The 25,500-nt window shown below is 73.4% G+C and carries 18 protein-coding genes; 12 read left to right on the top strand and 6 right to left on the bottom strand.

The window, feature by feature from the left end; all coding sequences use genetic code 11:
* The first annotated feature begins 8 nt into the window (after positions 1-8).
* The gene (locus I6A60_RS30000; RefSeq protein WP_203021119.1) at positions 9-575 is read left to right on the top strand and encodes a SigE family RNA polymerase sigma factor; all 567 of its coding nucleotides are present in this window, start codon (positions 9-11) and stop codon (positions 573-575) included.
* Positions 572-1,972: a hypothetical protein gene (locus I6A60_RS29995; protein WP_203021121.1), complete on the top strand. Its 1,401-nt coding sequence runs from the start codon at positions 572-574 to the stop codon at positions 1,970-1,972. The genes I6A60_RS30000 and I6A60_RS29995 overlap by 4 nt, the downstream gene beginning before the upstream one ends.
* Positions 1,973-2,038: 66 nt before the next feature.
* On the opposite strand, the gene uvrB is transcribed toward I6A60_RS29995, so the two are convergent.
* Complete coding sequence (gene uvrB / locus I6A60_RS29990) at positions 2,039-4,255, bottom strand: excinuclease ABC subunit UvrB (protein ID WP_238436542.1); 2,217 nt, start codon at positions 4,253-4,255, stop codon at positions 2,039-2,041.
* A gap of 222 nt (positions 4,256-4,477) precedes the next feature.
* Here uvrB and I6A60_RS29985 point away from each other — a divergent pair, with 222 nt between their 5' ends.
* Positions 4,478-5,830, top strand: coding sequence for a peptidase M50 (locus tag I6A60_RS29985; protein WP_203021123.1), 1,353 nt, complete (start codon positions 4,478-4,480; stop codon positions 5,828-5,830).
* 15 nt (positions 5,831-5,845) lie between these two features.
* Here I6A60_RS29985 and I6A60_RS29980 read toward each other — a convergent pair whose 3' ends face one another.
* The 3 genes from I6A60_RS29980 to I6A60_RS29970 form a co-directional block, all read right to left on the bottom strand.
* Entirely contained in the window at positions 5,846-6,388 is a 543-nt protein-coding gene (locus I6A60_RS29980; protein ID WP_203021125.1) for a YafY family protein, read from the bottom strand.
* 69 nt (positions 6,389-6,457) lie between these two features.
* Complete coding sequence (locus I6A60_RS29975) at positions 6,458-7,123, bottom strand: MBL fold metallo-hydrolase (protein WP_203021127.1); 666 nt, start codon at positions 7,121-7,123, stop codon at positions 6,458-6,460.
* Positions 7,124-7,229: 106 nt separating this feature from the next.
* Positions 7,230-8,219, bottom strand: coding sequence for a glycosyltransferase family 2 protein (locus tag I6A60_RS29970; RefSeq protein WP_203021129.1), 990 nt, complete (start codon positions 8,217-8,219; stop codon positions 7,230-7,232).
* Between the two features lie 745 nt (positions 8,220-8,964).
* On the opposite strand from I6A60_RS29970, the gene uvrA reads away from it, so the two are divergent.
* From uvrA to I6A60_RS29950, 4 genes are all read left to right on the top strand, one after another.
* Entirely contained in the window at positions 8,965-11,868 is a 2,904-nt protein-coding gene (uvrA, locus tag I6A60_RS29965; RefSeq protein ID WP_203021131.1) for an excinuclease ABC subunit UvrA, read from the top strand.
* Positions 11,869-11,934: 66 nt separating this feature from the next.
* Positions 11,935-14,955, top strand: a complete 3,021-nt coding sequence (locus tag I6A60_RS29960) for a LuxR family transcriptional regulator (protein ID WP_203021133.1) — start codon at positions 11,935-11,937, stop codon at positions 14,953-14,955.
* A 133-nt stretch (positions 14,956-15,088) separates the two neighbouring features.
* Positions 15,089-15,382 carry a hypothetical protein gene (locus I6A60_RS29955; protein ID WP_203021135.1) on the top strand — a complete coding sequence of 98 codons (294 nt, stop codon included), beginning with the start codon at positions 15,089-15,091 and terminating at the stop codon, positions 15,380-15,382.
* A gap of 31 nt (positions 15,383-15,413) precedes the next feature.
* Positions 15,414-16,559, top strand: coding sequence for a VCBS repeat-containing protein (locus I6A60_RS29950; RefSeq protein WP_203021137.1), 1,146 nt, complete (start codon positions 15,414-15,416; stop codon positions 16,557-16,559).
* Positions 16,560-16,590: 31 nt separating this feature from the next.
* Here I6A60_RS29950 and I6A60_RS29945 read toward each other — a convergent pair whose 3' ends face one another.
* Both I6A60_RS29945 and I6A60_RS29940 read right to left on the bottom strand, forming a co-directional pair.
* The gene (locus I6A60_RS29945) at positions 16,591-17,106 is read right to left on the bottom strand and encodes an NUDIX hydrolase (protein WP_203021139.1); all 516 of its coding nucleotides are present in this window, start codon (positions 17,104-17,106) and stop codon (positions 16,591-16,593) included.
* A gap of 29 nt (positions 17,107-17,135) precedes the next feature.
* Positions 17,136-17,549 (bottom strand): SsgA family sporulation/cell division regulator, encoded by a 414-nt coding sequence (locus tag I6A60_RS29940; RefSeq protein WP_203021141.1) that lies wholly within the window; start codon positions 17,547-17,549, stop codon positions 17,136-17,138.
* An 850-nt stretch (positions 17,550-18,399) separates the two neighbouring features.
* Here I6A60_RS29940 and uvrC point away from each other — a divergent pair.
* The 5 genes from uvrC to gap all read left to right on the top strand — a co-directional run bounded on the left by uvrC (position 18,400) and on the right by gap (position 25,320).
* Positions 18,400-20,871 carry an excinuclease ABC subunit UvrC gene (uvrC, locus tag I6A60_RS29935; RefSeq protein WP_203012071.1) on the top strand — a complete coding sequence of 824 codons (2,472 nt, stop codon included), beginning with the start codon at positions 18,400-18,402 and terminating at the stop codon, positions 20,869-20,871.
* The gene (gene rapZ, locus I6A60_RS29930; protein WP_203012072.1) at positions 20,868-21,752 is read left to right on the top strand and encodes an RNase adapter RapZ; all 885 of its coding nucleotides are present in this window, start codon (positions 20,868-20,870) and stop codon (positions 21,750-21,752) included. Before uvrC ends, rapZ begins: the two co-directional genes overlap by 4 nt.
* Before the next feature lie 5 nt (positions 21,753-21,757).
* A complete protein-coding gene (yvcK, locus tag I6A60_RS29925) occupies positions 21,758-23,107 on the top strand; it encodes a uridine diphosphate-N-acetylglucosamine-binding protein YvcK (protein ID WP_203055754.1) in 1,350 nt (449 codons plus the stop codon).
* Positions 23,108-23,121: 14 nt separating this feature from the next.
* Positions 23,122-24,099 (top strand): DNA-binding protein WhiA, encoded by a 978-nt coding sequence (gene whiA, locus I6A60_RS29920; RefSeq protein WP_198318858.1) that lies wholly within the window; start codon positions 23,122-23,124, stop codon positions 24,097-24,099.
* Between the two features lie 210 nt (positions 24,100-24,309).
* Positions 24,310-25,320: a type I glyceraldehyde-3-phosphate dehydrogenase gene (gene gap / locus I6A60_RS29915; protein ID WP_203017136.1), complete on the top strand. Its 1,011-nt coding sequence runs from the start codon at positions 24,310-24,312 to the stop codon at positions 25,318-25,320.
* The last annotated feature ends 180 nt before the right edge of the window (positions 25,321-25,500 follow it).

Here is a 25,500-nt window from a genome sequence, read left to right as displayed (position 1 = left end):
ACGCCCACGTGGATGACGACTTCATCGGGTTCGTGCGCAACCGGGGCCCAGCGCTCGGGCGGACCGCCTACCTGTTGACCGGCGACGCCGGGCGGGCCGAGGACCTCGTCCAGAGCGCGCTGCTCGCGGTCTGGCTGCGTCGCGGCAAGGTCGAGCCGGCCGGCTGGGAGGCATACACCCGGCGCACCATGATCAACCTGTCGTGCTCCTGGTGGCGACGGCGCGCGTCCGGCGAGCGGCCCGTCGCGACGATCCCCGACCAGCCCAGCCGCGAGGGCATGGCGCCGACCGACGCGGCCGACGAGCGGGCCCGGCTGGTCATGGCGCTGCGGCGGCTGCCGGCCCGGCAGCGGGCGGCGGTCGTGCTGCGCCACTACGAGGACCTCAGCGAGGCAGAGACCGCGCGGCAGCTTGGCTGCACGGTCGGGACCATCAAGAGCCTCACCTCCCGCGGGCTGGACCGCCTGCGCCTCCTTATGGCCGATCCGGCCGACGGACCGCCGCCGGACGGCGTGGCGCGGCGTGGGCCGCGCAGCTCCCAGGACGCCTACGGCCAGACCGGAGAGGCCCGATGAACGAGACGAACGACCTCGCCAGGCTGCTGCGGGCCGCGGCCACCGACATGCCCGACAACCCGTTCCGAGCCGAGGAGGTGCGGACGAGGGTTGGGCAGCACCACCGCCGGCAGCGCCGGACGGTCCTGGTCGCCGGCCTGGCGGCCGTCGCCGTCGGCGCCGTCGCGGTGGTGTTCGGGCTCGGCCTGGGCGACGACTCGGGCCCCACCACGATCGTCCCGGCCAAGACCAGCACGGCGACGCCGCCGAGTGCCCCACCGACGACCACCCCGCCCGCGCCCACCACGACCGCGCCGCCCCCGCAGGACGGGCGCGTGCACCTGTTCGGCGGGGTGTCCCTGATCCCGCCGAAAGGCTGGACGGTCAGCGCCTCCGGCGAGTCAGGTGACATGCAGGTCTGCCTGGTGCCGCCGGTCTCGCAGTACGCCGACCTGCCCTGCGACGGTGGCATCGAGCTGCAGTCCGGCAGCGTGGTCGGCCAGGAGGGAGCGCCGTTCCAGGCACACCAGCCCTGGGGCTGGTACCAGGGGTCGGGTCAGGCGCCCTGCCCGACTCCGCCGGCCGACGGGGTGAACGGCGCCGTCAACGAGATCTGGCCAGGAGCGGCGCCGGCCAGCGGCGACCCCGAGTCGGCGGGTGGCCCGTCGCTGGTCGAGCAGAGCGCCTGGACGGTGAACGGGTACACCGGCGCCTACGACAAGTGGGCTGCCCATTGCAACAACGGGTTCACGTTCTACCCGCGCAGCTGGTATCTCCCCGACGTCCCGTTCCAGGTGCTCGACGCGGTCGGTCACCCGGATGCGGACGCCCAGCTACTCGCCACGATCAAGGTCGGTTCCGACGAGTCCCGGCGGATGTTCTTCGACGACGGAGTCTCACTGATCCCGCCCAAGGGCTGGACGGTTCTGTGGGCCGTCTTCAACCCGCGCAGCGGCACGCTGGCCCCGCACGGCCGGTGGGCCTGTCTGGTGCCGGGCACGGCCTTCGCCTACCGCTCCGATGCCAGCTGCTCCGGCATCCTGATCGAGGTGGGCACCGTCACCGGCCACGCGGGGCAGCCGTTCCAGGCGCATCAGGACGACGGCTGGAGCGCCGACGCCGGGCCAGTCGGCTGCCCGCGGCGACCGCCGAACGCGAACAGCGACGGCAGCGACCCCGTCGTGTCCGGAGCCCCGGGCGACACCCGGACCGATGTTCGGGCGCCGATCGAGCAGGGTCCCCGGACCTTGGCCGGCCAGACCGCCGTCTACGACATGTGGGTCGCTCATTGCGCCGACGACGACTACACCTTCTACCCGCGCAGCTGGTACCTGCCCCGCATCCCATTCCGCGTCCTCGACTACAGCGGCAACCCCACCGTCACCGACGCCCTCCTGGCCACCATCAAGATCAGCTAACCCGCGTCCGCCCTCGGCCTGGCCGGCCCCCCCCGGCCAGGCCGAGCTGGCGGCCACCAGGCCCGGTCACTCGACGCCGGCGGCGGTCATGCCGCGTAGTTCCTTCTTCAGTTCGGCGATCTCGTCGCGCAGGCGGGCGGCCAGCTCGAACTGGAGCTCCTTGGCGGCCTCGTGCATCTGGTCGTCGAGCTGGCGGATCAGGTTGGCCAGGTCGTGGCGGGGCATTCCGGCCAGCTCCGCGGCGTAGCGGCCGACGGCATCCTGCTTGCCGCCGCGGGACTTCATCCCGGGCACCGGGGCCTTGCCGCGGGACTGGGCCCGGCCACCGCCGTACATCTCGCCGTCGGCGTTCTCCCGGACCATGTCGTCGAGGATGTCCATGACCTTCTTGCGCAGCGGCTGCGGGTCGAGGCCGTGCTTCTCGTTGTAGGCGACCTGCAGCGCGCGCCGGCGGTTCGTCTCGTCGATCGCGGTCCGCATCGACGGGGTGATCTTGTCGGCGTACATGTGGACCTGGCCGTTGACGTTACGAGCCGCGCGGCCGATGGTCTGGATCAGGGACCGTTCGGAGCGCAGGAAGCCCTCCTTGTCCGCGTCCAGGATCGACACCAGTGACACCTCGGGCAGGTCGAGGCCCTCCCGCAGCAGGTTGATGCCGACGAGGACGTCGTAGTCGCCGCGGCGCAGCTCGGTGAGCAGCTCGACCCGGCGCAGCGTGTCGACCTCGCTGTGCAGGTAGCGGACCCGGATCCCCAGCTCCAGCAGGTAGTCGGTCAGGTCCTCCGACATCTTCTTGGTCAGCGTCGTGACGAGGATCCGCTCGTCGCGCTCGGCGCGCAGCCGGATCTCGTGGATCAGGTCGTCGATCTGGCCCTTCGTCGGCTTCAGCACGATCTCGGGGTCGATCAGGCCGGTCGGCCGGATGATCTGCTCGACGACGCCGTCTGCGTTCCCCAGCTCGTACGGCCCGGGGGTGGCCGACAGGTAGACCGTCTGGCCGACCCGCTCCAGGAACTCCTCCCAGCGCAACGGCCGGTTGTCGGTCGCGGACGGCAGCCGGAAGCCGTGGTCGACGAGGTTGCGCTTGCGGGACATGTCGCCCTCGTACATGCCGCCGATCTGCGGCACCGTGTTGTGCGACTCGTCGATGACCATCAGGAAGTCGTCGGGGAAGTAGTCGAGCAGGGTGTGCGGCGCGGTGCCGGCGGCGCGGCCGTCGATGTGCCGCGAGTAGTTCTCGATGCCCGAGCAGAAGCCGACCTGGCGCATCATCTCGATGTCGTAGGTGGTCCGCATCCGCAGCCGCTGGGCCTCCAGCAGCTTGCCCTGCCCCTCCAGCTGCTCCAGCCGGGTGGCCAGCTCCTCCTCGATGCCCGCGATCGCCCGTTCCATCCGCTCCGGGCCGGCGACGTAGTGGCTGGCCGGGAAGATGAAGACCTGCTCGACCTCACGGACGATCTCGCCGGTCAGCGGGTGCAGGTAGCTGATCCGCTCGATCTCGTCGCCGAACAGTTCGATCCGGACGGCCAGCTCCTCGTAGACCGGGAACACCTCGACCGTGTCGCCGCGGACCCGGAACGTGCCCCGGTCGAACGCCAGGTCGTTGCGGGCGTACTGGACGTCCACCAGCCGGCGCAGCAGCACCTCCCGGTCGATCTCCTCGCCGACCGAGATCTTGACCATCCGGTCGATGTACTCCTGCGGGGTGCCGAGGCCGTAGATGCAGCTCACGCTGGCGACCACGATCACGTCCCGGCGGGTGAGCAGGCTCATCGTCGCCGAGTGCCGCAGCCGCTCGACCTCCTCGTTGATAGAGGAGTCCTTCTCGATGTAGGTGTCAGTCTGGGCGATGTACGCCTCAGGCTGGTAGTAGTCGTAGTACGAGACGAAGTACTCGACGGCGTTGTGCGGCAGCAGCTCGCGGAACTCGTTGGCGAGTTGGGCGGCCAGCGTCTTGTTCGGCGCCATGACCAGGGTCGGGCGCTGCAGCTCCTCGATGAGCCACGCCGTCGTCGCGGACTTGCCCGTGCCGGTCGCGCCCAGCAGCACGAGGTCCTTCTCGCCCGCCCGGATCCGCCGCGCCAGCTCCTTGATCGCGGCCGGCTGGTCACCGGACGGCTGGTAGTCGGAGACGACCTTGAACGGCGTGGCGGAGCGCTCGTTGTTGACGGTGGGTCTGTTGGCGATGGTCGGCCTGACCGTGACGGGCGTCGTGGGTCGTGGCTCCGCCGGGCGTAGCTCGGCCGGTTGTAGCTCGGCGAGTCGTTCGGACGTCGTGCTCATACGAACCAGAACACCACACCCGTCCGACAGTTTCCGCCGGGCCGCCCGGCGGCCTCGGAGCACGGCCCCGGCCGGTCGGCCGAACCTGTCGGTGGCGGGCGTCACGATGGCCGGGTGCCGGCCGAAGATCCCGGTTCGGACGGGAGGGTGAGGGGCACGACAGTCGTTGGGGGATAGGGACAGGGACGCGATGAGCGAGTCCCCGAGAGGAGCCGGACGACCATGGGCACCCAAGACGCGGGCAGCGGCCGACGACTGCCCAGGATCGTCGTGCGTCCGGGCCTGGCGGTCTCGGTGGCGATCGTCACCGCCCTGCTCGGCTGGCTGACGCTCCCGGTCACGGTCCCCAACCGGACCGGCTCCGCCTACTTCAGTGCCGGCCTGCTCGGCGCCCTGCTGCTGGTGGGCGTTCTGGTCGTGGCCGACCTCGCGCGGGCCTGGGCCGCCCGGCGCGCGGGCGTCGACGTGCACGCGATCCAGCTCGGCGCGTTCGGGAGCAGGCTCGTGCTCGGCCGGCCGCCGGTGCCCGGTGGTGGCTTCCGCCGTGGCCCCGACGAGATGGTGTGGGGGGTCGGGGCATCCGGCGTCGGCGCCGCCGAGCCGTATCCGGCGGAGCCGCCCGGCGGTGCCGCCGCTCCCGGCCCGCCAGCCCAGCAGCTGGATAAGTCCCGGTCCGACAGGCTGGACCCACGGGCCGACGCGGCGATCGCCCGCGCCGGGCTGCTGACCACCTTGCTGCTCGGCGGCGCGCTGACCGCGCTCGGTGTGTTCGCGCCCGGCGGCACGTTCGCGCTCGCGGCGAGGGTCGGGCTGTGGGTCGGCACGTTCACCCTGCTGATCACGCTGGTCGACCTGCTGCCCTCGCCACGTACTCCGGGCGGGCGGGTCCTCGCCGCCTTCGTGCTGCGGCGCGGCGGCGATCCCCGCCGGGCCGCGGCCGTGGTCGCCCAGACCGGCGTGATCGTGGGCTGGGTGCTGCTCGCCGTCGGCGTCGCGGCCTGCTTCCTGGTCGGTTTCGTCGGGCTGTGGGCGGTGCTGCTCGGCTGGATGGCGCTCGCGTCCTCCCGGCTGGAGCAGGCGCGCCAGCGGGCCGGCACGGCGCTGGAGGGTGTGTTCATCCGGGACGTCATGGCGCCGCCGCCCCCCAGGCTGCTGTCGTGGCAGACCGTCGACGCCGCGCTCGCCGAGGTGGTCCGGCCGGGGGCGCTCGTGGCGCCCGTGTTCACGGTCCACGAGGACGACATGCTGACCGGCGTGGCGCTGGCCCGAGCCCTGGCCGCGGTGCCGCTGGACGACCGGGACCTGGCCCGGGTCAGCCGGGTCACGATCCCGCTGTCGGCGGTCCCGACCGCGCGCCCCGACGAGCCGCTGGCCGTCGTCGCGCCGCGGCTGGCCGCGCGCCCGGCCGCCGGCTGCGTCCTCGTGCTGGACGAGGACCAGCGCGACGCGGCCGGCGGCCCGCGCATCGTCGGCCTCGTCGGGCCGCTGGAGATCCGCCGCGCCCTCGAGACCGCGCCTGCCCGCGGCCGCGCGGTCGTCGCGGGCTTCAGTCGCCCCCACCCCCCGGGCCGCTGACCCGCGCTGGCGGCGCTAGGAACGGGGGCTCGGCGCGGGGAAGGTGGCGAAGGCCTCGCGCCACTGGATCGGGATGTCCGTGAGTTCCGCGTGGCCGATCCGGTCCCAGCGGAACCAGCGCGGCGCGTCCTTGTCCAGGCTCCAGGCCAGCAGGTACCAGCTGCCCCGGGCGTAGGCGAACGCATGCGGCTCGACCCGGCGGTGGCTCGGCCGCCCAGCGGCGTCGACGTAGTCGATCGTGACGGCGACGCCACCGCGCATCGCGTCCTCGATGACGGGCGTCGCCGCTGACCGGGGCAGGCCGTCCGGGCGCGTCCACACCTGGGCCGCCCGCTCGACGACCCGTTCCTGCCCCGCCGGCCCGAGCGCGGTGAGCACCTTGTGCAGCGCGGCCCGCGCGGCGTCGGCCAGCGGCCCGTCAGACATCGCGACCAGGGCGACCGCGACGGCCGCCGCCTCGTCCTCGGTGAACTCGACCGCCGGCGGCGAACCACTCGCCGGCGGCTCGGCCGGGCCCTCCGGCGGGTGCGGTCGCGCTCGCGACCCGGCCGTGCTCATACCGCCACGTTCCCACCTCGGCGCCGAGAAAGGGCCAGAAGCCCGGACTTGACCCGCCGGTGGCCTGAGCTACCAGCCGCGGGCTCGCCACTCCGCCAGGTGCGGGCGCTCGTGGCCCAGGGTTGAGTCCTTGCCATGGCCGGGGTAGATCCAGGTTTTGTCCGGAAGCGGGCCGAAGACCTTGGCTTCCAGGCCGTCCATCAGGGAGGCGAAGGCGGCCGCGTCGTTGCGGGTGTTGCCTGGGCCGCCGGGGAAGAGGCAGTCGCCGGTGAACAGGTGCGGCGCGGCCGGGTCGGCGTCGTGAAGCAGGGCGATCGAGCCCGGGGTGTGGCCGACGAGGTGGATCGCGCGCAGGGTGACCTGGCCGACGCGGATCTCCTCGCCGTCGCCCAGCAGGGTCGCCGTCGGGACCGGGATCGCCGGGGCGTCGTCCGGGTGCGCGACAGTCGTGGCGCCGGTCGCGGCCACGACGTCCGCCAGGGCCTGGACGTGGTCCGGGTGGCGGTGGGTCGTGACCACGGTCGCCAGGCCCTCGTCGCCGATGACCCGCAGCAGGGTGTCCGGCTCGTTGGCGGCGTCGATGAGCAGTTGCTCGCCGGTCGCGGAGCAGCGCAGCAGGTAGCAGTTGTTGTCGAAGGGACCGACCGCGACCTTCGTGACCGTCAGACCGGGCAGCTGCCGGACGTCGGCCGGCCCGCCCACCGTGACGTCGCCCGTGTACTCGCGCACGCTCATCGTTCGCCCTCCGGCCTGCCGGTCCCGGTTCTCGTCCCCGCCATTCTTCCCGCCTGGCCAGGGCTTGGTGCCGGGACCCGGCAGACTTCGCCGGCGGGCCCGCCGGTCAGCCCAACGAAGCGGCGCCGGCGCCAGGTCCCGGCCCGGCGTCCAGCGCCGCGAGCCTGCGCCGGGTCGACGCCGGGACCGCCCGCCATCGTGACCGCACCGCCGGCTCCCAGCCCGGCCACAGCGTCCCCTGGAGCATCCCGACCAGGATCTGGACGCCGCGGGTGGCGTCTGGCCACCGGCCGGTGACCAGCTTGCGGGCGACGAGCAGGACCAGCTGCGCCGCGTGCACCAGCAGCCAGCCGCGGCCGGTGGAGCCGCGGTGGCGGCGGGCGTATGGCACGGCCGCGCGGCCCAGCTCGCGCTGTAGCTCGGTGGCCCGCCCGGCGGTGGCGCCGCCGGTGTGGCACACCGGCCAGGCGCCGTCGCACCAGCCGATCCGGCCGCCGGCGGCGAGCAGCCGGGCGAACAGGTCGGTCTCCTCGTAGTAGAGCCAGAACGTCGGGTCGAACCCGCCGATCCGCAGGAACATGTCGGTTCGGATCGCGAAGAACGCGCCGACCGGATAGCGCAGCGCCGGCCAGCGGGCAATGGCCGCGGCTTCGCCACGCATCGCGGTGAACGCGCTGGTCCGTCTGTTCGGCAGCACCGCGGTCGAACGACCGGGACCGCCATCATCCGTGCACACCCCAAATCCGAGCACGTCAACATCGGCTGGCGCCTGCGCGAGAAGTTTCGGCAGCATTTCCCGGGTGTCATCGGGGATGGTCACGTCACTGTTCACGACGAGGACCCAGTCGGGTCGCCCGACCTGTTCGGGCTCGTCGTCGAGCGTGTGTCGGACGGCGAGGTTGACGGCGGTGCCATAGCCGATGTTGCCGTGGCCCTGGTAGACGCGCACGCCTTCGGGGGCGTCGTGGTGTGAGTGGCCAGGCTGGTTCTCGACCAGGGCGACCTGGCAGCCCGCCAGGCCGGCGAGCGTGGCGAGGAGTCCGGACAGGTGTGGCGAGCCGCCGTGCGAGACGACCACGGCGAGGAGGATGTGCATGATGTCCGCTCTTCGGGGCGCGGGCCGGGCCCGCGCTTCATCGGATAAAGACGGCTGACGGGCCGTCCCGCGCCACCGTAGCCAGACGATCCGGACGTGCCCAAGTAATGCGAACCGGCGAGTCGCGGCGCAACAGGTGTTGCCACCCACCGCATGATCGTGGAATTCGCTCCGCGAGTCGCGGCGCAACAGGTGTTGCCACCCGCCGCGCATGATCGTGGAATTCGCTGGTTTACACAAAGGCCTTCCCGGGGCCTCGCCGGGGTAATTCCGCGCTGGGTCGATCGGCATCCCCGAAGCTGGGCGGGTGATGACGCGGGCGGATTCCGGCCCGTGCCGACGCCGCGCTCCCGGCGCGACCGGACGGCGCCGTGGCATCCAGTGGCCCCGAACCGCCCCTCCCCGGGACCGGTCGCTGGTGCTCGCTACTATCGAACGAGCGTTCGGCGAAGCCCAGGGGTAGCGGGTGGCGCCACCGCCCGAGAACTGCCCGACCGAGAAGTGTCAGACCCCATCCGTACGGTGGGACTACCGCTGCGCGGACAGGGGTTGTTCGATCACGGGTGCGCCGCGCGACGGTCAGCGCGGGACGAGGTCTGAGCGGTGCCCGCGGGGTCCGGCGGACGTCGGCCTGCGGGCGGGGCCAGTCGCGTCCCGAGGACCGACCCAGGGCTCAGTTGGCCGTCGGAGTCCGCGCCGCGGCGCCAGGAGCGATACAGAACCGACAGGACGTGAGGAAACCCAGATGACGGACCGGCTCGTCGTACGGGGCGCGCGCGAGCACAACCTGCGGGACGTGGACCTCGACCTGCCACGCGACGGACTGATCGTCTTCACGGGGCTGTCGGGCTCCGGGAAGTCCAGCCTGGCGTTCGACACGATCTTCGCCGAGGGGCAGCGCCGCTACGTCGAGTCGCTCTCGGCCTATGCGCGCCAGTTCCTGGGCCAGATGGACAAGCCCGACGTCGACTTCATCGAGGGCCTGTCCCCGGCGGTCTCGATCGACCAGAAGTCCACCAACCGCAACCCGCGCTCGACGGTCGGGACGATCACCGAGGTCTACGACTACCTGCGGCTGCTGTTCGCCAGGGCGGGCCGGCCGCACTGCCCCAAGTGCGGTCGGCCGATCTCCCGGCAGACCCCGCAGCAGATCGTCGACCGGCTGATGGAGCTGCCCGAGGGCACCCGGTTCCAGGTGCTCGCGCCGATGATCCGCGGCCGCAAGGGCGAGTACGTCGACCTGTTCGGCGAGCTCCAGACCTCCGGCTTCGCCCGTGCCCGGGTAGACGGGACGGTCATCCAGCTCACCGACCCGCCGAAGCTGGAGAAGCAGAAGAAGCACACGATCGAGGTCGTCGTCGACCGGCTCGCGATCAAGGAGTCGGCCAAGCGCCGGCTGACCGACTCGGTCGAGACCGCGCTGCGCCTGGGCAACGGCCTGGTGCTCGTCGACTTCGTCGACCGGGACCCCAAGGACGAGGACCGCGAGCGGATGTACTCCGAGCACCTCGCCTGCATGTTCGACGACCTGTCGTTCGAGGAGCTCGAGCCGCGGTCGTTCTCGTTCAACACGCCCTACGGCGCCTGCCCCGAGTGCACCGGCCTAGGCACCCGCAAGGAGGTCGACCCGGAGCTCGTCGTCACCGACCCGACGCTGTCGCTGGCCGAGGGCGCGATCGGCCCCTGGTCGGGTGGGCACAACAAGGAGTACTTCGAGCGGCTGCTGAGCGCGCTCGCCGAGGACCTGCACTTCAAGATGGACACCCCGTGGGAGGGGCTGCCCGAGCGGGCCCGCAAGGCGGTGCTGCACGGCAGCGGCGAGACCGAGATCCACGTCGGGTACACCAACCGGTACGGCCGCAAGCGCTCGTACTACACGGCCTTCGAGGGCGTGATCCCGTTCCTGGAGCGCCGGCAGCGCGAGGCCGAGTCGGACACGAGCCGCGAGCGCTACGAGGGCTACATGCGGGACGTGCCCTGCCCGGGGTGCCGGGGCGCGCGGCTGAAGCCGGAGACGCTCGCCGTCACCGTCGGCGGGCACTCGATCGCCGAGGTCGCGGGTCTGTCGATCCGCGAGTGCGCCGAGTTCCTGGCGACGCTGGAGCTGACGGAGCGCGAGCAGTCGATCGCCGGCCGGGTGCTCAAGGAGATCGACGCGCGGCTGGCGTTCCTGCTCGACGTCGGGCTGGACTACCTCTCGCTCGACCGGTCGGCCGGGACGCTCGCAGGCGGGGAGGCGCAGCGGATCCGGCTGGCGACCCAGATCGGCTCGGGCCTCGTCGGCGTGCTCTACGTCCTCGACGAGCCGTCGATCGGCCTGCACCAGCGGGACAACCGCCGCCTGATCCGCACGCTGGTCCGGCTGCGCGACCTGGGCAACACGCTGATCGTCGTCGAGCACGACGAGGACACGATCCTGGCGTCCGACTGGGTCGTCGACATCGGCCCCGGAGCCGGCGAGCACGGCGGGCGGGTCGTCGTCTCCGGGCCGGTCTCCGAGCTGCTGGCCAGCGAGGAGTCGTTGACCGGCGCGTACCTGTCCGGGCGGCGCTCGATCGCCGTGCCCGCGGTCCGCCGGCCGATCACTAAGAGCAAGATGCTCACGGTTCACGGCGCCCGGGAGCACAACCTGCGCGACGTCACCGTGTCGTTCCCGCTCGGCTGCCTGGTCGCGGTGACCGGCGTGTCCGGTTCGGGCAAGTCGACGCTGGTCAACGACATCCTGGCCGCGGTGCTGGCGAACAAGCTCAACGGTGCCCGCGAGGTCCCCGGCCGGCACCGGACCGTCTCCGGCCTCGACCACCTCGACAAGGTCGTCCGCGTCGACCAGTCGCCGATCGGGCGCACCCCGCGCTCGAACCCGGCGACCTACACCGGCGTGTTCGACCACATCCGGCGGCTGTTCGCCGAGACCACCGAGGCGAAGGTCCGCGGCTACCTGCCGGGCCGGTTCTCGTTCAACGTCAAGGGCGGCCGCTGCGAGGCGTGCTCCGGCGACGGCACGATCAAGATCGAGATGAACTTCCTGCCGGATGTCTACGTCCCCTGCGAGGTCTGCGCCGGCGCCCGGTACAACCGCGAGACGCTGGAAGTCCACTACAAGCAGAAGAACATCGCCGAGGTCCTCGACATGCCGATCGAGGAGGCCGCGGAGTTCTTCGCCGCCGTCCCGGCCATCGCCCGCCACCTGCGGACCCTCGACGAGGTCGGGCTCGGCTACGTCCGGCTCGGCCAGTCGGCGCCGACGCTGTCCGGCGGCGAGGCGCAGCGGGTGAAGCTCGCCTCCGAGCTGCAGCGCCGGTCCACCGGCCGCACCGTCTACGTCCTCGACGAGCCGACCACCGGCCTGCACTTCGAGGACATCCGAAAGCTGCTCGGCGTGCTCGGGCGCCTCGTCGATGCGGGTAACACGATCCTCGTCATCGAGCACAACCTCGACGTCATCAAGACCGCCGACTGGATCGTCGACCTGGGGCCCGAGGGTGGCAGCGGCGGCGGCCGGGTCGTCGCCGAGGGGCCGCCGGAGGCCGTCGCCGCGAACCAGGCAAGCCATACGGGGGTCTTCCTGCGCGAGATCTTCGAGGGGCGGGCCGAGAAGTCGGCGCACGCCGACGCGGCCGTCCTCACCGCCACCATCGGAGCAGCCTGAGCCTGACCGCACACCGGTCGGCGGGTGGTGCTTTCCGGGTAGTGGTCGGCGCGGGATTCTGACTGGGTGGACGAAGAGGCGGGACCGCGGCGCGGTGGCGTGCTGCCTGCGGACGGTCTGGTCGGGCGCGGGCGGGAGGTCGCGGCCCTGCGCGGGTGGCTGGACGAGGCGCGGGGCGGGGCCGGACGGCTGGTGCTGTGCGCGGGCGAGCCGGGGATCGGGAAGACGCGGCTGGCGCGGGAGTTCGCCGGCATGGCGCTGGCCGACGGCTGCGCGGTCGCGTGGGGGCGTTGCGTCGAGGCCGCCGGGGCGCCGGCGTTCTGGCCGTGGCGGCAGGCACTGCGTTCGCTCGGCGTCGACCCGGATTCGGTGCTTGCCGGTGGTTCCGCTGGTCCGGGCGGCGAAGCGGCGCCCGAGGATCGGTTCAGGGTGTTCGACGGGGTGGCCGACGCCATCGGCACCGTCGCCGCGCAGCGAGGCCTGGTGGTCATCCTCGACGACATCCACTGGGCCGATGAGCCGTCGCTGCTCGTTCTTCGTCATCTCGCGGACCAGGTCGCCGATGCCGCGCTGGTCGTCTTCGCCGCGTTCCGGGACCGGGAGCCTTCCGGCGTGCTGGCCAGGGTGCTGCCGGACCTGCTGCGTTCGCCGGCCGCGGCGCGCCTGGACCTGCGTGGGTTCGACCTGGCCGAGGTCCGAGACCAGCTACGGCGGATGGCCGACCCGCAGCTGCCTGACGCGCCCGCGCCCGCGCCCAGTCCGCCCGTCGAGCCCGGCAGCGACCGGCCACCTGGCGCAGACGAGACGGCGCGGGTGGTGCTCGGGGTCACGGCCGGGAACCCGCTGTTCGTGCGGGAGATCGGGCGGGCGGTCGCCGACGGGACCTGGCGGCCGGACCGGCCGCCGCGCAGCGTGCTCGACGTCGTCGCCGCCCGGCTCGAACGGGTCGGCCCCGGCTGCCGGCAGCTGGTGCAGGCGGCAGCCATCGTCGGGCGGCGCTTCGGGATCGGGCTGGTCGCCGCAGTGCTCGCCGAGCCCGTCGACGAGTGCCTGACGCTTGCGGACGAGGGGGTCGGGCACGGCCTGCTCGACCGGCTGGGCGCGGGCGAGTTCCAGTTCACCCACGCGCTGACCAGGGACGCCGTCGAGGCATCGCTCGCCGGCGCGGCGACGGCCGCCCTGCACCGCGCGACCGCGTCCGTGCTCGCGGACCGGTTCGCGGACGACCTCTCCGACCATCTTTCCGACATCGCGCGGCACTGGGCGCAGCTCGCCCCGTATGGCCCGGCGGAGGCGGCGACGGCGCGGGCCTGGTCGGCGCGGGCAGCCGAGGAGGCGGTGCGCCGGCTCGCCTACGCGGAGGGCGTCCGGCTCTACCGGGCCGCGCTGGCGTTCGACCGGGGCGCGATCGCCGGCGCCGAACGATGCCGACTGCTGGTCGTACTCGGCAGGGCCGCCTACCTGGCCGGCGACCTGGCGGGCTGCGTCGACGCGGCGACGCTCGCGGCCGAGGCTGGGCGGGCGGCTGGGAGCCCCGAGCTGGTCGCCGAAGCGGCGCTGGTGCTGGAGGCGGCACCGGCCCAGGGCGTCAACGCGGTCGCCGACCGGCTATGTGAGGAGGCGCTCGCCGGCCTGGCGGCGTCGGTTGCCTCCCCGGTCCCCAGATCGGCCGGGGACGGCGAGGCGGCGCGCCGGACGTCGGCACTGCGGGCCCGGCTGCTGGCGCAGCGCGCCCACCTGGCGTTCTACAGCGGCGCGCAGGACCGGTTGGACGACCTGAGCGCCGCGGCGCTCGCGCAGGCCCGCGCGTCGGGCGACGACCACGCGCTTGGCGACGCGCTGCGCGCCCGGCAGGAGGCCTGCCCCGGGCCGGCCGGCCGCGCCGAACGCCTCGAGATCGCGAGCGAGATGCTCGCTCTGGCCAGGCGGACAGGCGGCGCCCGGTCCGCGATGTGGGGCGAGCTGTGGCGGATCGAGGCGCTGCTGGAGAGCGGACTCGCCTCGGCCGCGGCCGAGGAGCTCACCGGGCTGCGCGCCGCCGTCGAGCGGGTGGGTGGGCCCGTCAGCGCCTGGCACCTGGACCGGGCCACCGCCTGCGTCGCCCAGACCCAGGGGCGCTACGGTGAGGCGCAGACCGCGGCCCGGCGGGGGTTCGACCGGATGCGCGCGGTCGAACCGGCACCGGCCGGCGGGGCCTACATGGCCATGCTGTGCGCGCTCGCGGGCCACGTCGGCCTGAGCGCGGACGCCGAGCGGTTCGCCCGCGAGCCGTTCGACGGCCCGCCCCGGTTCCGGACCATGGCGCCGCTCACGCGGGCCGTCCTGTTCGTGTTCGCCGGGTTCCCGGAGGACGCGGCGGCCGCCTACCGGCTGGCCGGCCCCCCCGATTCGTGGTCGCTGCCGGCGTTCTTCGTCCTCCCCGGGCACGTGTCGGCGGTGCTGGCGGCCGCCGGCCTGGTCACCGCGGGGCTCGGCCGGCCCGACGAGCTCGCGGAGCTGCTCCGCCGGCTCTCGGCGTTCCGGGGCGAGCACGTGATCGGCGGCGGGGTCGCCTACCTGGGGCCGACGGAGCTGGCGCTCGGGCGCGGCGCGCTCGCGCTCGGCCTGCTCGACGGGGCGCGGGCCGGCGAGGGCTCGCTGGACACGGCCGTTGACGACCTGGCCGTCGCCGCGGATCGGGCCGACCGGGCCGGAGCGCCCGGCTTCGCTGCCGAGTCGCGTTACCACCTGGCCACCGCGCTGCTCGCCCGCGCCGCGCACGGCGACCGGGAGCGAGCCGTGGCTGCCGCCCGGGACGCCGACCGGGTCGCGCGAGCCCTCGGCATGACGGCGTACCTCGACCGCACGGCGGCGCTCGTCGGCGAGCTCGGCGACGGCGCGGCGCGGGACCTGCGCGCCGGCGTGCTCAGCCCGCGGGAGGAGGAGGTCGCCCGGCTGGTCGCCGACGGGTTGACCAACCGCCAGATCGCCGCCCGGCTCGTCATCTCGGAGCGCACCGCGCAGAACCACGTCCAGCACATCCTGACCAAGCTCGGCTTCAGCGCCCGCAGCCAGATCGCCACCTGGGTCGTGCGCGCGGCCGGCTGATGCCGCGGGCGCGGGTGAGTATGCGCGATGAGTAGTTCGGCGGATGGCGGCCGGGCGTGGCCCTCCTAATCTTCCCGTTGTCGGCTCCGGTCGCGGAGCCTTCAGGACCCAACGGGAATGTGGAGGAAAAGAAATGCAGTGGATTACCGTCGCCGTGCCGCCGTTCGCCAGCCTCGAGCAGGCCGATGCGGTGTTCGCCCAGCAGGACCCGACGCCCGACGGGCTCGTGGCGCGTTACGCCGGCACGGCGGCTGACGGCAGGATTCGTATCGTCGCCCTCTGGGAGTCCAAGGCACATGCCGACCGATTCTTCGCGAACACCCTCGGCCCCGCCCTCGCGCGCGCCCTCGGTCCCGAGCCGGCGGGCCTGCCGGAGGTCATCGGCATCGAGGTCGCCCGCTCGTACGTCCGCCAGCCGGTCGCCTGAGAGATGAAGCCGGCGCGGTAGGGAGGGCGTTGTGCGGATTCGACCGCGGCGATCTCTAATCTCCTGGGGTGTCCTGCTGCTGGCCGCGACCATGGCTGTCATCCCGGGTGGCGCGGCGAAGGCCGCGCCACCCGACAGCCTGCCCCAGTGGCTGTCCGGGCGCAGCGGAGACTTCAACGGTGACGGGCTCGACGACCTGATCACCTTCACCCGCGGCCCGGAGGCCGACGTGTGGGTCGCGCTGAACGGTGGTGGCGGGTTCGGGCCGGCTGAGAAGTGGCATGACAACTTCGCGGTCGGCACGGAGACGCCACTCGTCGGCGACTTCAACGGCGACGGCCGGGACGACATCGTCACCTTCACCTGCGGCAGCGGGATCTGGGTGGCGCTGAACATCCGGCTGCCGCGGCTTCAGCCGGCAGTTCGGACCTTCGGTGTGGCCGAGCGGTGGAGCGACAGCCTTGGCTGCTCCGACTACGTCGTCGGCGACTTCAACGGCGACGGCCGCGACGACATCGCCTATTTCGGGTCGTCTGGGGGCGGAACGTTGGTGGCGCTCAGCACCGGCGCGGGGTTCGGAGCCGCGGTGGAGTGGAACGCCTACGTGCCGGGCGCGCCGATCGAGGCGGGTGACGTCGACGGCGACGGGATGGACGACCTCGTTGGTTTCGACACCGCCGGCAACGTGTGGGTGGCGCCGAGCAGGGTGTACTGGACGTCGCGGACCGGCCTCGTCCGGTACTTCGACGGGCCGTTCCTGCGTTACCAGCTGGAGCCGGCGACCTCGGACCACCGGACGGACCTGGTGGGCGACTTCGACGGCGACGGGCGCGACGACTTCGCCGACGTCCGCCAGTTGCCGGACGGCTCCGCCGACGCCGCGGTCATGCTCAGCGACGGCACCGGTTTCGTGGCCGGAGGACCCCTGACGAACCTCGAGCTCGGCACGGCCCTGTTCGGCGTCGGAAGGTTCTACGCGCCGGGCCGGGACGACCTGGTGATGTACACCGGCGTCTATTCCACAACGGACACCCGGGTCTTCACCGCCCGCAGCATCACCCTGCCGCCGCCGTTCCCGACGGGCGTCGGCTTCCTTTCGCCGGAGCGGCGCAGCGACTACTTCGCGGTCTATCACCAGGTCCCCATGGGGGCGACGTTCTGCTGCGGGCACGGCTGACTCGCCACCCCGGGCCTCGGCGACCCGACGGCTAGCCGGCCGCCAGCGCGGCGAGGGCGGTGGAGACGAGGTGGCGCAGGAGGTCCGGGTGCGTCCCCTGGTAGCGGGCCAGGAAGTCGGCGGGAGGCAGCAGGACGCGCCCGGCTGACTCGTGGCCGCCCGTCCAGGCGTGCAGGCGGTGGACCCGGGCCCCGTAGATGAGCATGTAGGTCAGGTCCTCGGGCCCGAAGTAGTCCGACTCGACGACCTCGACGAGGACGAGGTCGGCCAGCTCGGCCCTGACCTCCTCCCACGTCTCCCGGCGGGCGGTCTGCTCGGGCGAGCCGTCACCGCGCTGGACGTGGCCGCCGGGCAGGTCGACGCCGCGGGCGAGGTCCGCGAGCAGCAGCGTGCCGTCGTCGGTCACCGCGACGACCGCCGCGCTGGTCACCGCCTCGAACGCGGGCATGGCGGACGGTCCCAGGCAGGTGAGCCTTGACCCGATGCCCTCTCGGCGCGGGGTCGGCCGACGGTCCTCGTGTGCATCCTGGGCGGTCGCGTCTGTCATCCAACTCACCCTCGCCGCTGCCGGGCGGGTCAGGCGCGGAGCAGGTCGTCGAGGACGGCGTCGAGCTCGCGCTCGGGGTGCTCCTGGCCGGCGGGGACGAGCCGCTCGGTCCGCTCCAGGAAGGCGCGCAGGGACTCGGCCTCGAGGACGACGGTCGAGCGGCGGTCGCCGTCCGTCAGCTCGAGGGTGACCTCGGCGTTGCCCGGGGCGGGGGTGAAACGCACGTCGCCGTCGCCGGTCGGTGCGTCCAGGCCGGCGCGCAGCGAATCCCGGGGGGCTACCCAGTTGCCCTGCGGCAGTGCCGGGTGGTCCGGGCGGGACACGAGGGCGAGGCTGACCGCCAACGGGTCGCAGGCACGCCAGGTGACAACGAGGACGGTGACCCGACCGCTCGTCGACGCGTCGTCGAGAACGAACTCGGTAGTGACGTCCAGACCCTGCACGGGTGGGTCCCTCCCTCGTGTTCCTACCCAGGCCGGCGCGCCGTTGTCTCCCAGCTCCTGAGTTTCCGAGTTGCTGAGTCGAGGGTCGCAGCGTCGGGTCCCAGGTGCCAGTTGGGGTGTCGAAGACCCCGCGACTGCCGGCGCTGACTCGCTGTCTGCTGCGGCTGCGTGTGCGCGCGGAAACGGTCGGTGCTTCCGGTGCGCCCGCCTGTGCTTGCGGTGAACAGGTGGAGAGCGTGGAACGGCTCCGTTGCCTGGCACGCCGTCGTGTCGAGGTGCGGTCCTGCGGAGAAGCCTGGCGCCGGCGGCGCAGGTGGCCTTGGCGCCGTGGCGGGTGGTGCAGGTGGTACCGACTCGCTGGTGGTGTCGTTGGCAGGTCGTGCGGACTGACGAGGTGGTGCTGTTGGCAGGTGCTGCCGAGTTCGCGGACGGTTCGGTGGCAGGTTCGGACCGGACGCGCGATGCGCACTCGCGCAAGCACGCTACGTCCAAGGTTAAGGGGTGGCAGGCCTTCGCGGGCGGGCGGGTCCGCTAACAGACAGGGAAAAACAGGCACGGAGGCGCCGTCTTCCGAGGCGGGTCCGCCGGCCGCGCGCGGCCGGCCGGGCTGTCTGCCTGGGGAATCGGCCCGAGCCCCGGGGCGAGGGGTTCCGCGTGGCTGTGACAGCCGGGTAAAAGGTCGTGGCGCCGGGGCGGCTCGCGGACCACTCCGGTGCCTGACAGGACACGGTGAGGACACGGAGTACCTCGGTTCGGGGGCACCCCGTGACGAGCGCCAACGCTCTGCGTGATGGAATGGTTACGTGCAGGCGCTGTCTGACCGTGACGCTGACGGCCGTAGGCTCGACCTATGGCTGATCCGGCGTCCTACCGGCCCGCGCCGGGCTCGATTCCCGAGACCCCGGGCGTATACCGGTTCCGGGACCCCCATGGCCGCGTGCTCTACGTCGGCAAGGCCAAGAACCTGCGCGCCCGCCTCAACAACTACTTCACCGACGTCTTCGCCCTGCACCCTCGTACCCGCACGATGGTCACCACGGCGAGCTCGGTCGAGTGGACCGTCGTGTCCACCGAGGTCGAGGCCCTCGCGCTGGAGTACACCTGGATCAAGGAGTACGACCCGCGCTTCAACGTGCGCTACCGCGACGACAAGAGCTATCCGAGTCTCGCGGTGACGCTGCAGGAGGAGTTCCCGCGGCTCCAGGTCATGCGCGGGCCGAAGCGCAAGGGCGTGCGCTACTTCGGGCCGTACGCGCACGCGTGGGCGATCCGCGAGACGCTGGACCTGCTGCTGCGGGTGTTCCCCGCGCGCACCTGCTCCACCGGCGTCTTCAAGCGGGCCGGTCAGGTCGGCCGGCCGTGCCTGCTGGGCTACATCGACCGCTGCAGCGCGCCCTGCGTCGGGCGGGTCACTCCGGACGAGCACCGTCAGATCGTCGAGGACTTCTGCGACTTCATGGCGGGCCAGACCGGCCGGTTCCTGCGCCGGCTGGAAGACGAGATGCGTACGGCCGCCGACGCCCAGGACTACGAGCGGGCGGCCCGGCTGCGCGACGACGCCGGCGCGCTGCGCCGGGCGATGGAGAAGCAGGCCGTCGTGCTGGCGGACGGCACCGACGCCGACGTCGTGGCCTTCGCGCAGGACGAGCTGGAGGCGGCCGTCCAGGTCTTCTACGTGCGCGGCGGCCGGGTCCGCGGCCAGCGCGGCTGGGTCGTAGACAAGCTCGCCGACGTCAGCACCGCCGACCTGGTCGAGCAGTTCCTCACCCAGGAGTATTTGGGCGACAAGGACCTGGGCGACGTCGAGCTCGGCGACCTGGACCCGGGCCGTCCGGGCCCCGGGGCGGCGGCTCCGCAAGTCGAGGCGGCCGCCGCCGAGGACGCCGCCGACGTGCTCCGCCGCGGCCGCCCGTCGCGGGCCGCCGCCGCGCCGGACGCCGTGCGTGGCGTGGGCGGCCGGCACGCGGACATCCCCCGCGAGGTGCTCGTCCCCGAGCTGCCCACCGACTCCGACGCCGTCAGCGAGCTGCTCGCCCGGTACCGCGGCGGGCGGGTCGAGGTGCGGGTACCGCAGCGGGGCGACAAGCGCACCCTGATGGAGACGGTCGAGCGCAACGCCAAGCAGGCGCTCGTCCTGCACCGCACGAAGCGGGCCAGTGACCTGACCGCCCGCAGCCTGGCGCTTGCCGAGCTGCAGGAGACGCTCGGCCTCGCCGAGGCTCCGCTGCGGATCGAGTGCTTCGACGTCTCGCACACCCAGGGCCAGGACGTCGTCGCCAGCATGGTGGTCTTCGAGGACGGCATCGCCCGCAAGTCCGAGTACCGCCGGTTCACCATCCGGGGCGCCGCGCGCCGGGACGGGAACGAGCAGGACGACACGGCGAGCATGTACGAGACCGTCAGCCGCCGATTCTCCCGGTACCTGGCCGAGCTGTCCCGCACCGGGGAGCTGCCCGGCACCGACCAGGACGCGCCCGCGGACGGGAGTGCCGACGCGGCGGCGGAAGCCGAGGCGCCGATCGGCCCCGAGCCGCTGGTCGTCGACGGCAGGCCGCGCCGGTTCGCCTACCCGCCGAACCTCGTCGTCGTCGACGGCGGCCCGCCGCAGGTCGCCGCGGCGGCCAGGGCGCTGGCCGACCTGGGGATCGACGCGGGGCCCGGTGGCGTCGCGCTCTGCGGACTGGCCAAGCGGCTGGAAGAGGTGTGGCTGCCGGACGACCCGGACCCGGTCATCCTGCCGCGGACCAGTGAGGCGCTCTACCTGCTGCAGCGGGTCCGCGACGAGGCGCACCGGTTCGCGATCACCTTCCACCGGCAGAAGCGGTCGGCCTCGATGACGTCGTCGCTGTTGGACGGCGTCCCCGGGCTCGGCGACACCCGGCGCAAGGCGCTGCTGAAGACGTTCGGCTCGGTGGCGAAGCTACGGGCGGCGAGCGCGGAGGAGATCTCGACCGTGCCGGGGATCGGTCCGCGGACCGCCGCGGCGATCGTGGCCGCGTTGGCGACGAGCGGGCCGGGCGCCCCCGGCGCGCCGGCACCCGCCGTCGACCCGCTGACCGGCGAGATCCTCGAGACGCCGTCCGGAGCGGCGCCGCCCACGGCACCGGGAGGTCCCGCCGAGCGGCGCCCGACCGCGGCCGGGCGGCCGAAATCGGCCGGGAAGGCAACGTCTACGGGGAGCAGAGCGTCGGTTCCGGATGCGGGAGCGCCGGCGCCCACCGGCGCGGCCGCCGGTTCCGGCCCGGTGGACGGGGCCTCCAGAGTCGACGGGGCTTCCAGAACCAATGGAGAACACGCGGTGACAAGGGGGAACACGTCATGACCAGCACCGCGACCAGTGCCTCGACGCTGGATCTCGCGATCATCACCGGACTGTCGGGGGCCGGCCGCAGCACCGCGGCCAAGTGCCTGGAGGACCTCGGCTGGTTCGTCGTCGACAACCTGCCGCCCGCGCTGCTCTCGACGATGGCCGAGCTCGGCCGTCGCTCCGGCGGCGGCGTGAGCCGGATCGCCGTCGTCGTCGACGTCCGCGGCGGGGCGTTCTTCGCCGATCTGCGGGCGGCGATCGACGCGCTCGACGCCGGCGGGATGCGGCCGCGGGTGCTGTTCCTGGAGGCGAGCGACGACGCGCTGATCCGCCGGTTCGACCACGTCCGCCGGCCGCACCCGCTGCAGGGCGCGGACCGGGTCGTCGACGGGATCAGCCGGGAGCGGACCCAGCTCGCCGAGCTGAGGGGCGAGGCCGACCTGGTGCTCGACACCACCGACCTCAACGTCCACGAGCTGCGATCGAAGATCGACGCGGCGTTCGGCCAGCCGGGCGGCAACCGGCTCAACGCCACCGTCGTCTCGTTCGGCTACCGCTACGGCCTGCCGCTGGACGCGGACCTGGTCGCCGACTGCCGGTTCCTGGCCAACCCGCACTGGGTCGAGGCGCTGCGGCCGTTCACCGGCCGGGACCCGCAGGTCCGCGACTACGTTCTCGACCAGCCGGGGGCCCAGGACTTCATCGACCGGTACGCCGAGCTGCTGCGGCTGGTCGGCGACGGCTACCTGCGCGAGGGCAAGCGGTACCTGACGCTGGCCGTCGGCTGCACCGGCGGGCGTCACCGCAGCGTGGCCGTCGCCGAGGAGCTCGGCGCCCGGCTGGCCGCGACCGGCGTCGGTGTCCAGGTCGTGCACCGTGACCTGGGTCGGGAGTGACGCCGGTGCCGAACTCCGCCGACCACGGTCGCGCTGACGACCGTGACCCCGCCGCCGCCGCCGCCGGTCGGGACGGGGCGGCCGGCTGGCCGGGTCCCGTATCCGCCTGGGCCGACCACGGCCCGGCCGTCGTCGCCTTCGGCGGCGGGCACGGCCTGGCGGCCTCGCTCGCGGCGCTGCGGCGGCTCACCGATCGGCTCACCGCCGTCGTCACCGTCGGCGACGACGGCGGCTCGTCGGGCCGGCTGCGCGCCGAGCTGGGCGCGCTCCCGCCGGGCGACCTGCGGATGGCGCTCGCGGCGCTGGCCGGCCCCGACCCGTGGTCGCGATCCTGGACCGAGCTGTTCCAGCGCCGCTTCGAGGGGGACGGCCCGCTGGCCGGGCACGCCGTCGGCAACCTCGTGCTGGCGGCGCTCGCCGAGCACGTCGGCTCCCCGGTGGCCGCGCTGGAGCTCGCCGCCCAGCTGCTCGGGGTGCACGGCCGGGTGCTGCCGCTCTCGGAGGACGGCATCGACATCGTGGCCGAGGTCGCCGGCCTGGACCCGGCCGACCCGGCCGCGACCCGGCTGGTCCGCGGCCAGGTGGCGGTCGCGTCCACCGCGGGCGCGGTCTGCGAGGTCTGGGTCGAGCCGGCCGAGCCGCGGGCCTGCGCGCCGGCCTGCGCCGCCGTCGAGGCGGCGGACTGGCTGATTCTCGGCCCGGGCTCGCTCTACACCAGCATGCTTCCGCATCTCCTCGTCCCCGAGATGCACAAGACGATCACCGGCGCCGCCGCGCGCCGGCTGCTCGTGCTCAACCTGGTCGCGCAGGCGGGGGAGACCGAGGGCTTCACCCCCGAGGCGCACCTGCGGGTGCTCGCTCGGCACGCCCCCGGCCTGACCGTCGACGTGGTCCTCGCGGACCCGGCGGCCGTCCCGGACCCGGCGGAGCTCGCGGCGGCCGCCGCGGAGCTGGGCGCGAGGCTGCACCTGGCGCCGGTGCGCGCGCCCGAGGCACCCGGCACGCACGATCCGGTGCTTCTCGCGGCGGCCTTCGAGGGCGTCTTCGCGGCCTACCGCGAGGACCCGTTCGCCTTGGCCGAGGCAGTACCGGCCGAGGCAGTACCGGCCGAGGCAGTACCGGCCGAGGCAGTACCGGCCGAGGCGGCGCCGGCCGACGTGCCGGCGGCGCGGGCGAACCTGACCACTGATTCCTCACCGACCCCCCGCGGGCCTGGCCCGGCCGCGCAGCGGACCTCCTGGATCACCGGACTGCCCGACCGGCTTCGCCGGTCTGGCCGCACTCCCGGCGCCGGTTCAGCAGGTACCCCGGGACCCCCCGACCCGCGGGTAACAGCCCGCGATCCCAAGGAGTGATCGGCGTGGCGGCGATGACGGCCACCGTGAAGGACGAGCTCAGCCGGCTGCGGGTCGCGAAACCCTGCTGCCGGCGCGCGGAGATGGCGGCACTGCTGCGGTTCGGCGGCGGCCTGCACATCGTCGGCGGCCGGATCGTCGTCGAGGCGGAGCTGGACACCGGGGCGACGGCGCGCCGGCTGCGCCGGGAGATCGCCGAGGTCTTCAGCTTCCCGTCGACGATCGCGGTGCTCGCGGCCGGCGGCCTGCGTCGCTCGGTCCGCTACATCGTGCGGGTCGAGCGCGACGGCGAGCAGCTCGCCCGGTCGACCGGCCTGCTCGACCAGCGCGGCCGGCCGGTCCGCGGCCTGCCGCCGCAGGTCGTCACCGGCTCGGCCTGCGACGCGGCGGCGGCCTGGCGGGGCGCGTTCCTCGCGCACGGCTCGCTCACCGAGCCCGGCCGCTCCTGCTCGCTGGAGGTGACGTCGCCCGGCCCGGAGGCGGCGTTGGCGCTGGTCGGCGCGGCCCGCCGGCTCGGCGTCCAGGCCAAGAGCCGCGACGTCCGTGGCGTCGACCGGGTGGTGATCCGGGACGGCGACGCGATCAGCGCGCTGCTGACCAGGATCGGCGCGCACGACAGCCTGCTGGCCTGGGAGGAGCGGCGGATGCGCCGCGAGGTCCGGGCGACCGCCAACCGGCTGGCGAACTTCGACGACGCGAACCTGCGTCGCTCGGCGCGGGCGGCCGTCGCCGCCGGCGCACGGGTGCAGGCCGCGATGCGGATCCTCGGCGACGACGCGCCGGAGCACCTGCTGGCCGCCGGCCGGCTGCGGCTGCAGCACGCGCAGGCGTCGCTGGAGGAGCTTGGTGCCCTGGCAGACCCGCCGCTGACCAAGGACGCCGTCGCCGGCCGGATCCGCCGTCTGCTCGCCCTCGCCGACAAGCGCGCCAACTCCCTCGGCATCCCCAACACCGAAGCCAGCGTCTCCCCAGAACTCCTGGAGAACGCATAACCGGCAATGCGCCGGATTTGCTCGTCGGCCTCGGCCCGCGGCGCTGTCGTGCCTGGTCGGCCGGGTGCGGACGACGGTGCGTGTGGTCCGGGACACCCCGCGGAATCGGCCGCGTTGCGAGGCGAAGGGGGCTGCGGGCGGCCAAAGTCGTTAGGCTCTGTGCCTGCAACGGAAGATGACGTCGGCACATGAGGTAGGGAGTCCGCGGACGTGGCTACGCGAGTAGGAGTCAACGGTTTCGGCCGGATTGGCCGGAACTTCTGGCGGGCGCTGGCGGCGAGCAAGCAGGCAGGGCTCGAGGTGGTCGCCGTCAACGACCTCACCAACAACAAGACGCTGGCCCACCTGCTGAAGTACGACACGACCCTCGGAACGCTGGCCGAGACGGTCAGCGTCACCGACGGCGGCATCCAGGTGGGCGACACCACGATCAAGGTGCTGGCCGAGCGGGACCCGGCCGAGCTGCCCTGGGGCGAGCTGGGCGTCGACATCGTCATCGAGTCGACCGGCCGCTTCACCGACCGCGACTCGGCCGCCAAGCACCTGGCCGCCGGCGCCAAGAAGGTCATCATCTCGGCCCCGGCCAAGGGCGAGGACCTGACCGTCGTCATGGGCGTGAACGACGACGCCTACGACCCGGCGACGCAGCACGTGCTGTCCAACGCGTCCTGCACGACGAACTGCGTGGCCCCGCTGGCCAAGGTCCTCGACGAGGCGTTCGGCATCGAGCGTGGCTTCATGACCACGATCCACGCCTACACCAACGACCAGGTCATCCTGGACTTCCCGCACAGCGACCTGCGCCGGGCCCGCGCCGCCGCGCAGAACATCATCCCGACCTCCACCGGCGCCGCGAAGGCGACGTCGCTGGTGCTGCCGCAGCTCAAGGGCAAGCTCGACGGCCTGTCGATGCGGGTCCCGGTGCTCGACGGCTCGGTCACCGACCTGGTCGTCAACCTGAAGACGTCGGCGAGCAAGGAAGAGATCAACGCGGCCTACCTGGCGGCGGCCGAGGGCCCGCTGAAGGGCTACCTGGTCTACACCGAGGACCCGATCGTGTCCTCCGACATCGTCGGCACCCCCGCGTCCTGCACCTTCGACTCGCTCCTGACGATGTCCTGGGGCCCCCAGGTCAAGGTCGTCGGCTGGTACGACAACGAGTGGGGCTACTCCAACCGCCTCGTCGACCTCACCGCCCTGGTCGCCTCCCGCCTGGGCTAAGAAGATCTGCTTGACGAGCCGCCCGGTGCCCCTCGGTACCGGGCGGCTCGTGTTCTGCTTCCTTTGTCCATCCCCTTCTCCAAGCCGCCCCGACCACGAGGCTTCGCGTAGCCGGGGCGGCGCGCCCCCCCCCCGCGCGGCCCCCCCGGGGGGGCGGGGGCGGCCGCCGGGGGCGCGCCC

The sequence above is a fragment of the Frankia sp. AgB1.9 genome, from assembly GCF_016786355.1.
GTDB lineage: Bacteria > Actinomycetota > Actinomycetes > Frankiales > Frankiaceae > Pseudofrankia.
This window is presented reverse-complemented; position numbering and strand designations above follow the sequence as displayed.

What these genes read in the sequence shown, in the direction of transcription:
- I6A60_RS29995 (WP_203021121.1), top strand. Translation starts at nt 572, where the DNA reads ATGAACGAGACGAACGACCTCGCCAGGCTGCTGCGGGCCGCGGCCACC.
- uvrB (WP_238436542.1), bottom strand. Translation starts at nt 4,255, where the DNA reads ATGAGCACGACGTCCGAACGACTCGCCGAGCTACAACCGGCCGAGCTA.
- I6A60_RS29985 (WP_203021123.1), top strand. Translation starts at nt 4,478, where the DNA reads ATGGGCACCCAAGACGCGGGCAGCGGCCGACGACTGCCCAGGATCGTC.
- I6A60_RS29980 (WP_203021125.1), bottom strand. Translation starts at nt 6,388, where the DNA reads ATGAGCACGGCCGGGTCGCGAGCGCGACCGCACCCGCCGGAGGGCCCG.
- I6A60_RS29975 (WP_203021127.1), bottom strand. Translation starts at nt 7,123, where the DNA reads ATGAGCGTGCGCGAGTACACGGGCGACGTCACGGTGGGCGGGCCGGCC.
- I6A60_RS29970 (WP_203021129.1), bottom strand. Translation starts at nt 8,219, where the DNA reads ATGCACATCCTCCTCGCCGTGGTCGTCTCGCACGGCGGCTCGCCACAC.
- uvrA (WP_203021131.1), top strand. Translation starts at nt 8,965, where the DNA reads ATGACGGACCGGCTCGTCGTACGGGGCGCGCGCGAGCACAACCTGCGG.
- I6A60_RS29955 (WP_203021135.1), top strand. Translation starts at nt 15,089, where the DNA reads ATGCAGTGGATTACCGTCGCCGTGCCGCCGTTCGCCAGCCTCGAGCAG.
- I6A60_RS29945 (WP_203021139.1), bottom strand. Translation starts at nt 17,106, where the DNA reads ATGACAGACGCGACCGCCCAGGATGCACACGAGGACCGTCGGCCGACC.
- uvrC (WP_203012071.1), top strand. Translation starts at nt 18,400, where the DNA reads ATGGCTGATCCGGCGTCCTACCGGCCCGCGCCGGGCTCGATTCCCGAG.
- rapZ (WP_203012072.1), top strand. Translation starts at nt 20,868, where the DNA reads ATGACCAGCACCGCGACCAGTGCCTCGACGCTGGATCTCGCGATCATC.
- whiA (WP_198318858.1), top strand. Translation starts at nt 23,122, where the DNA reads ATGACGGCCACCGTGAAGGACGAGCTCAGCCGGCTGCGGGTCGCGAAA.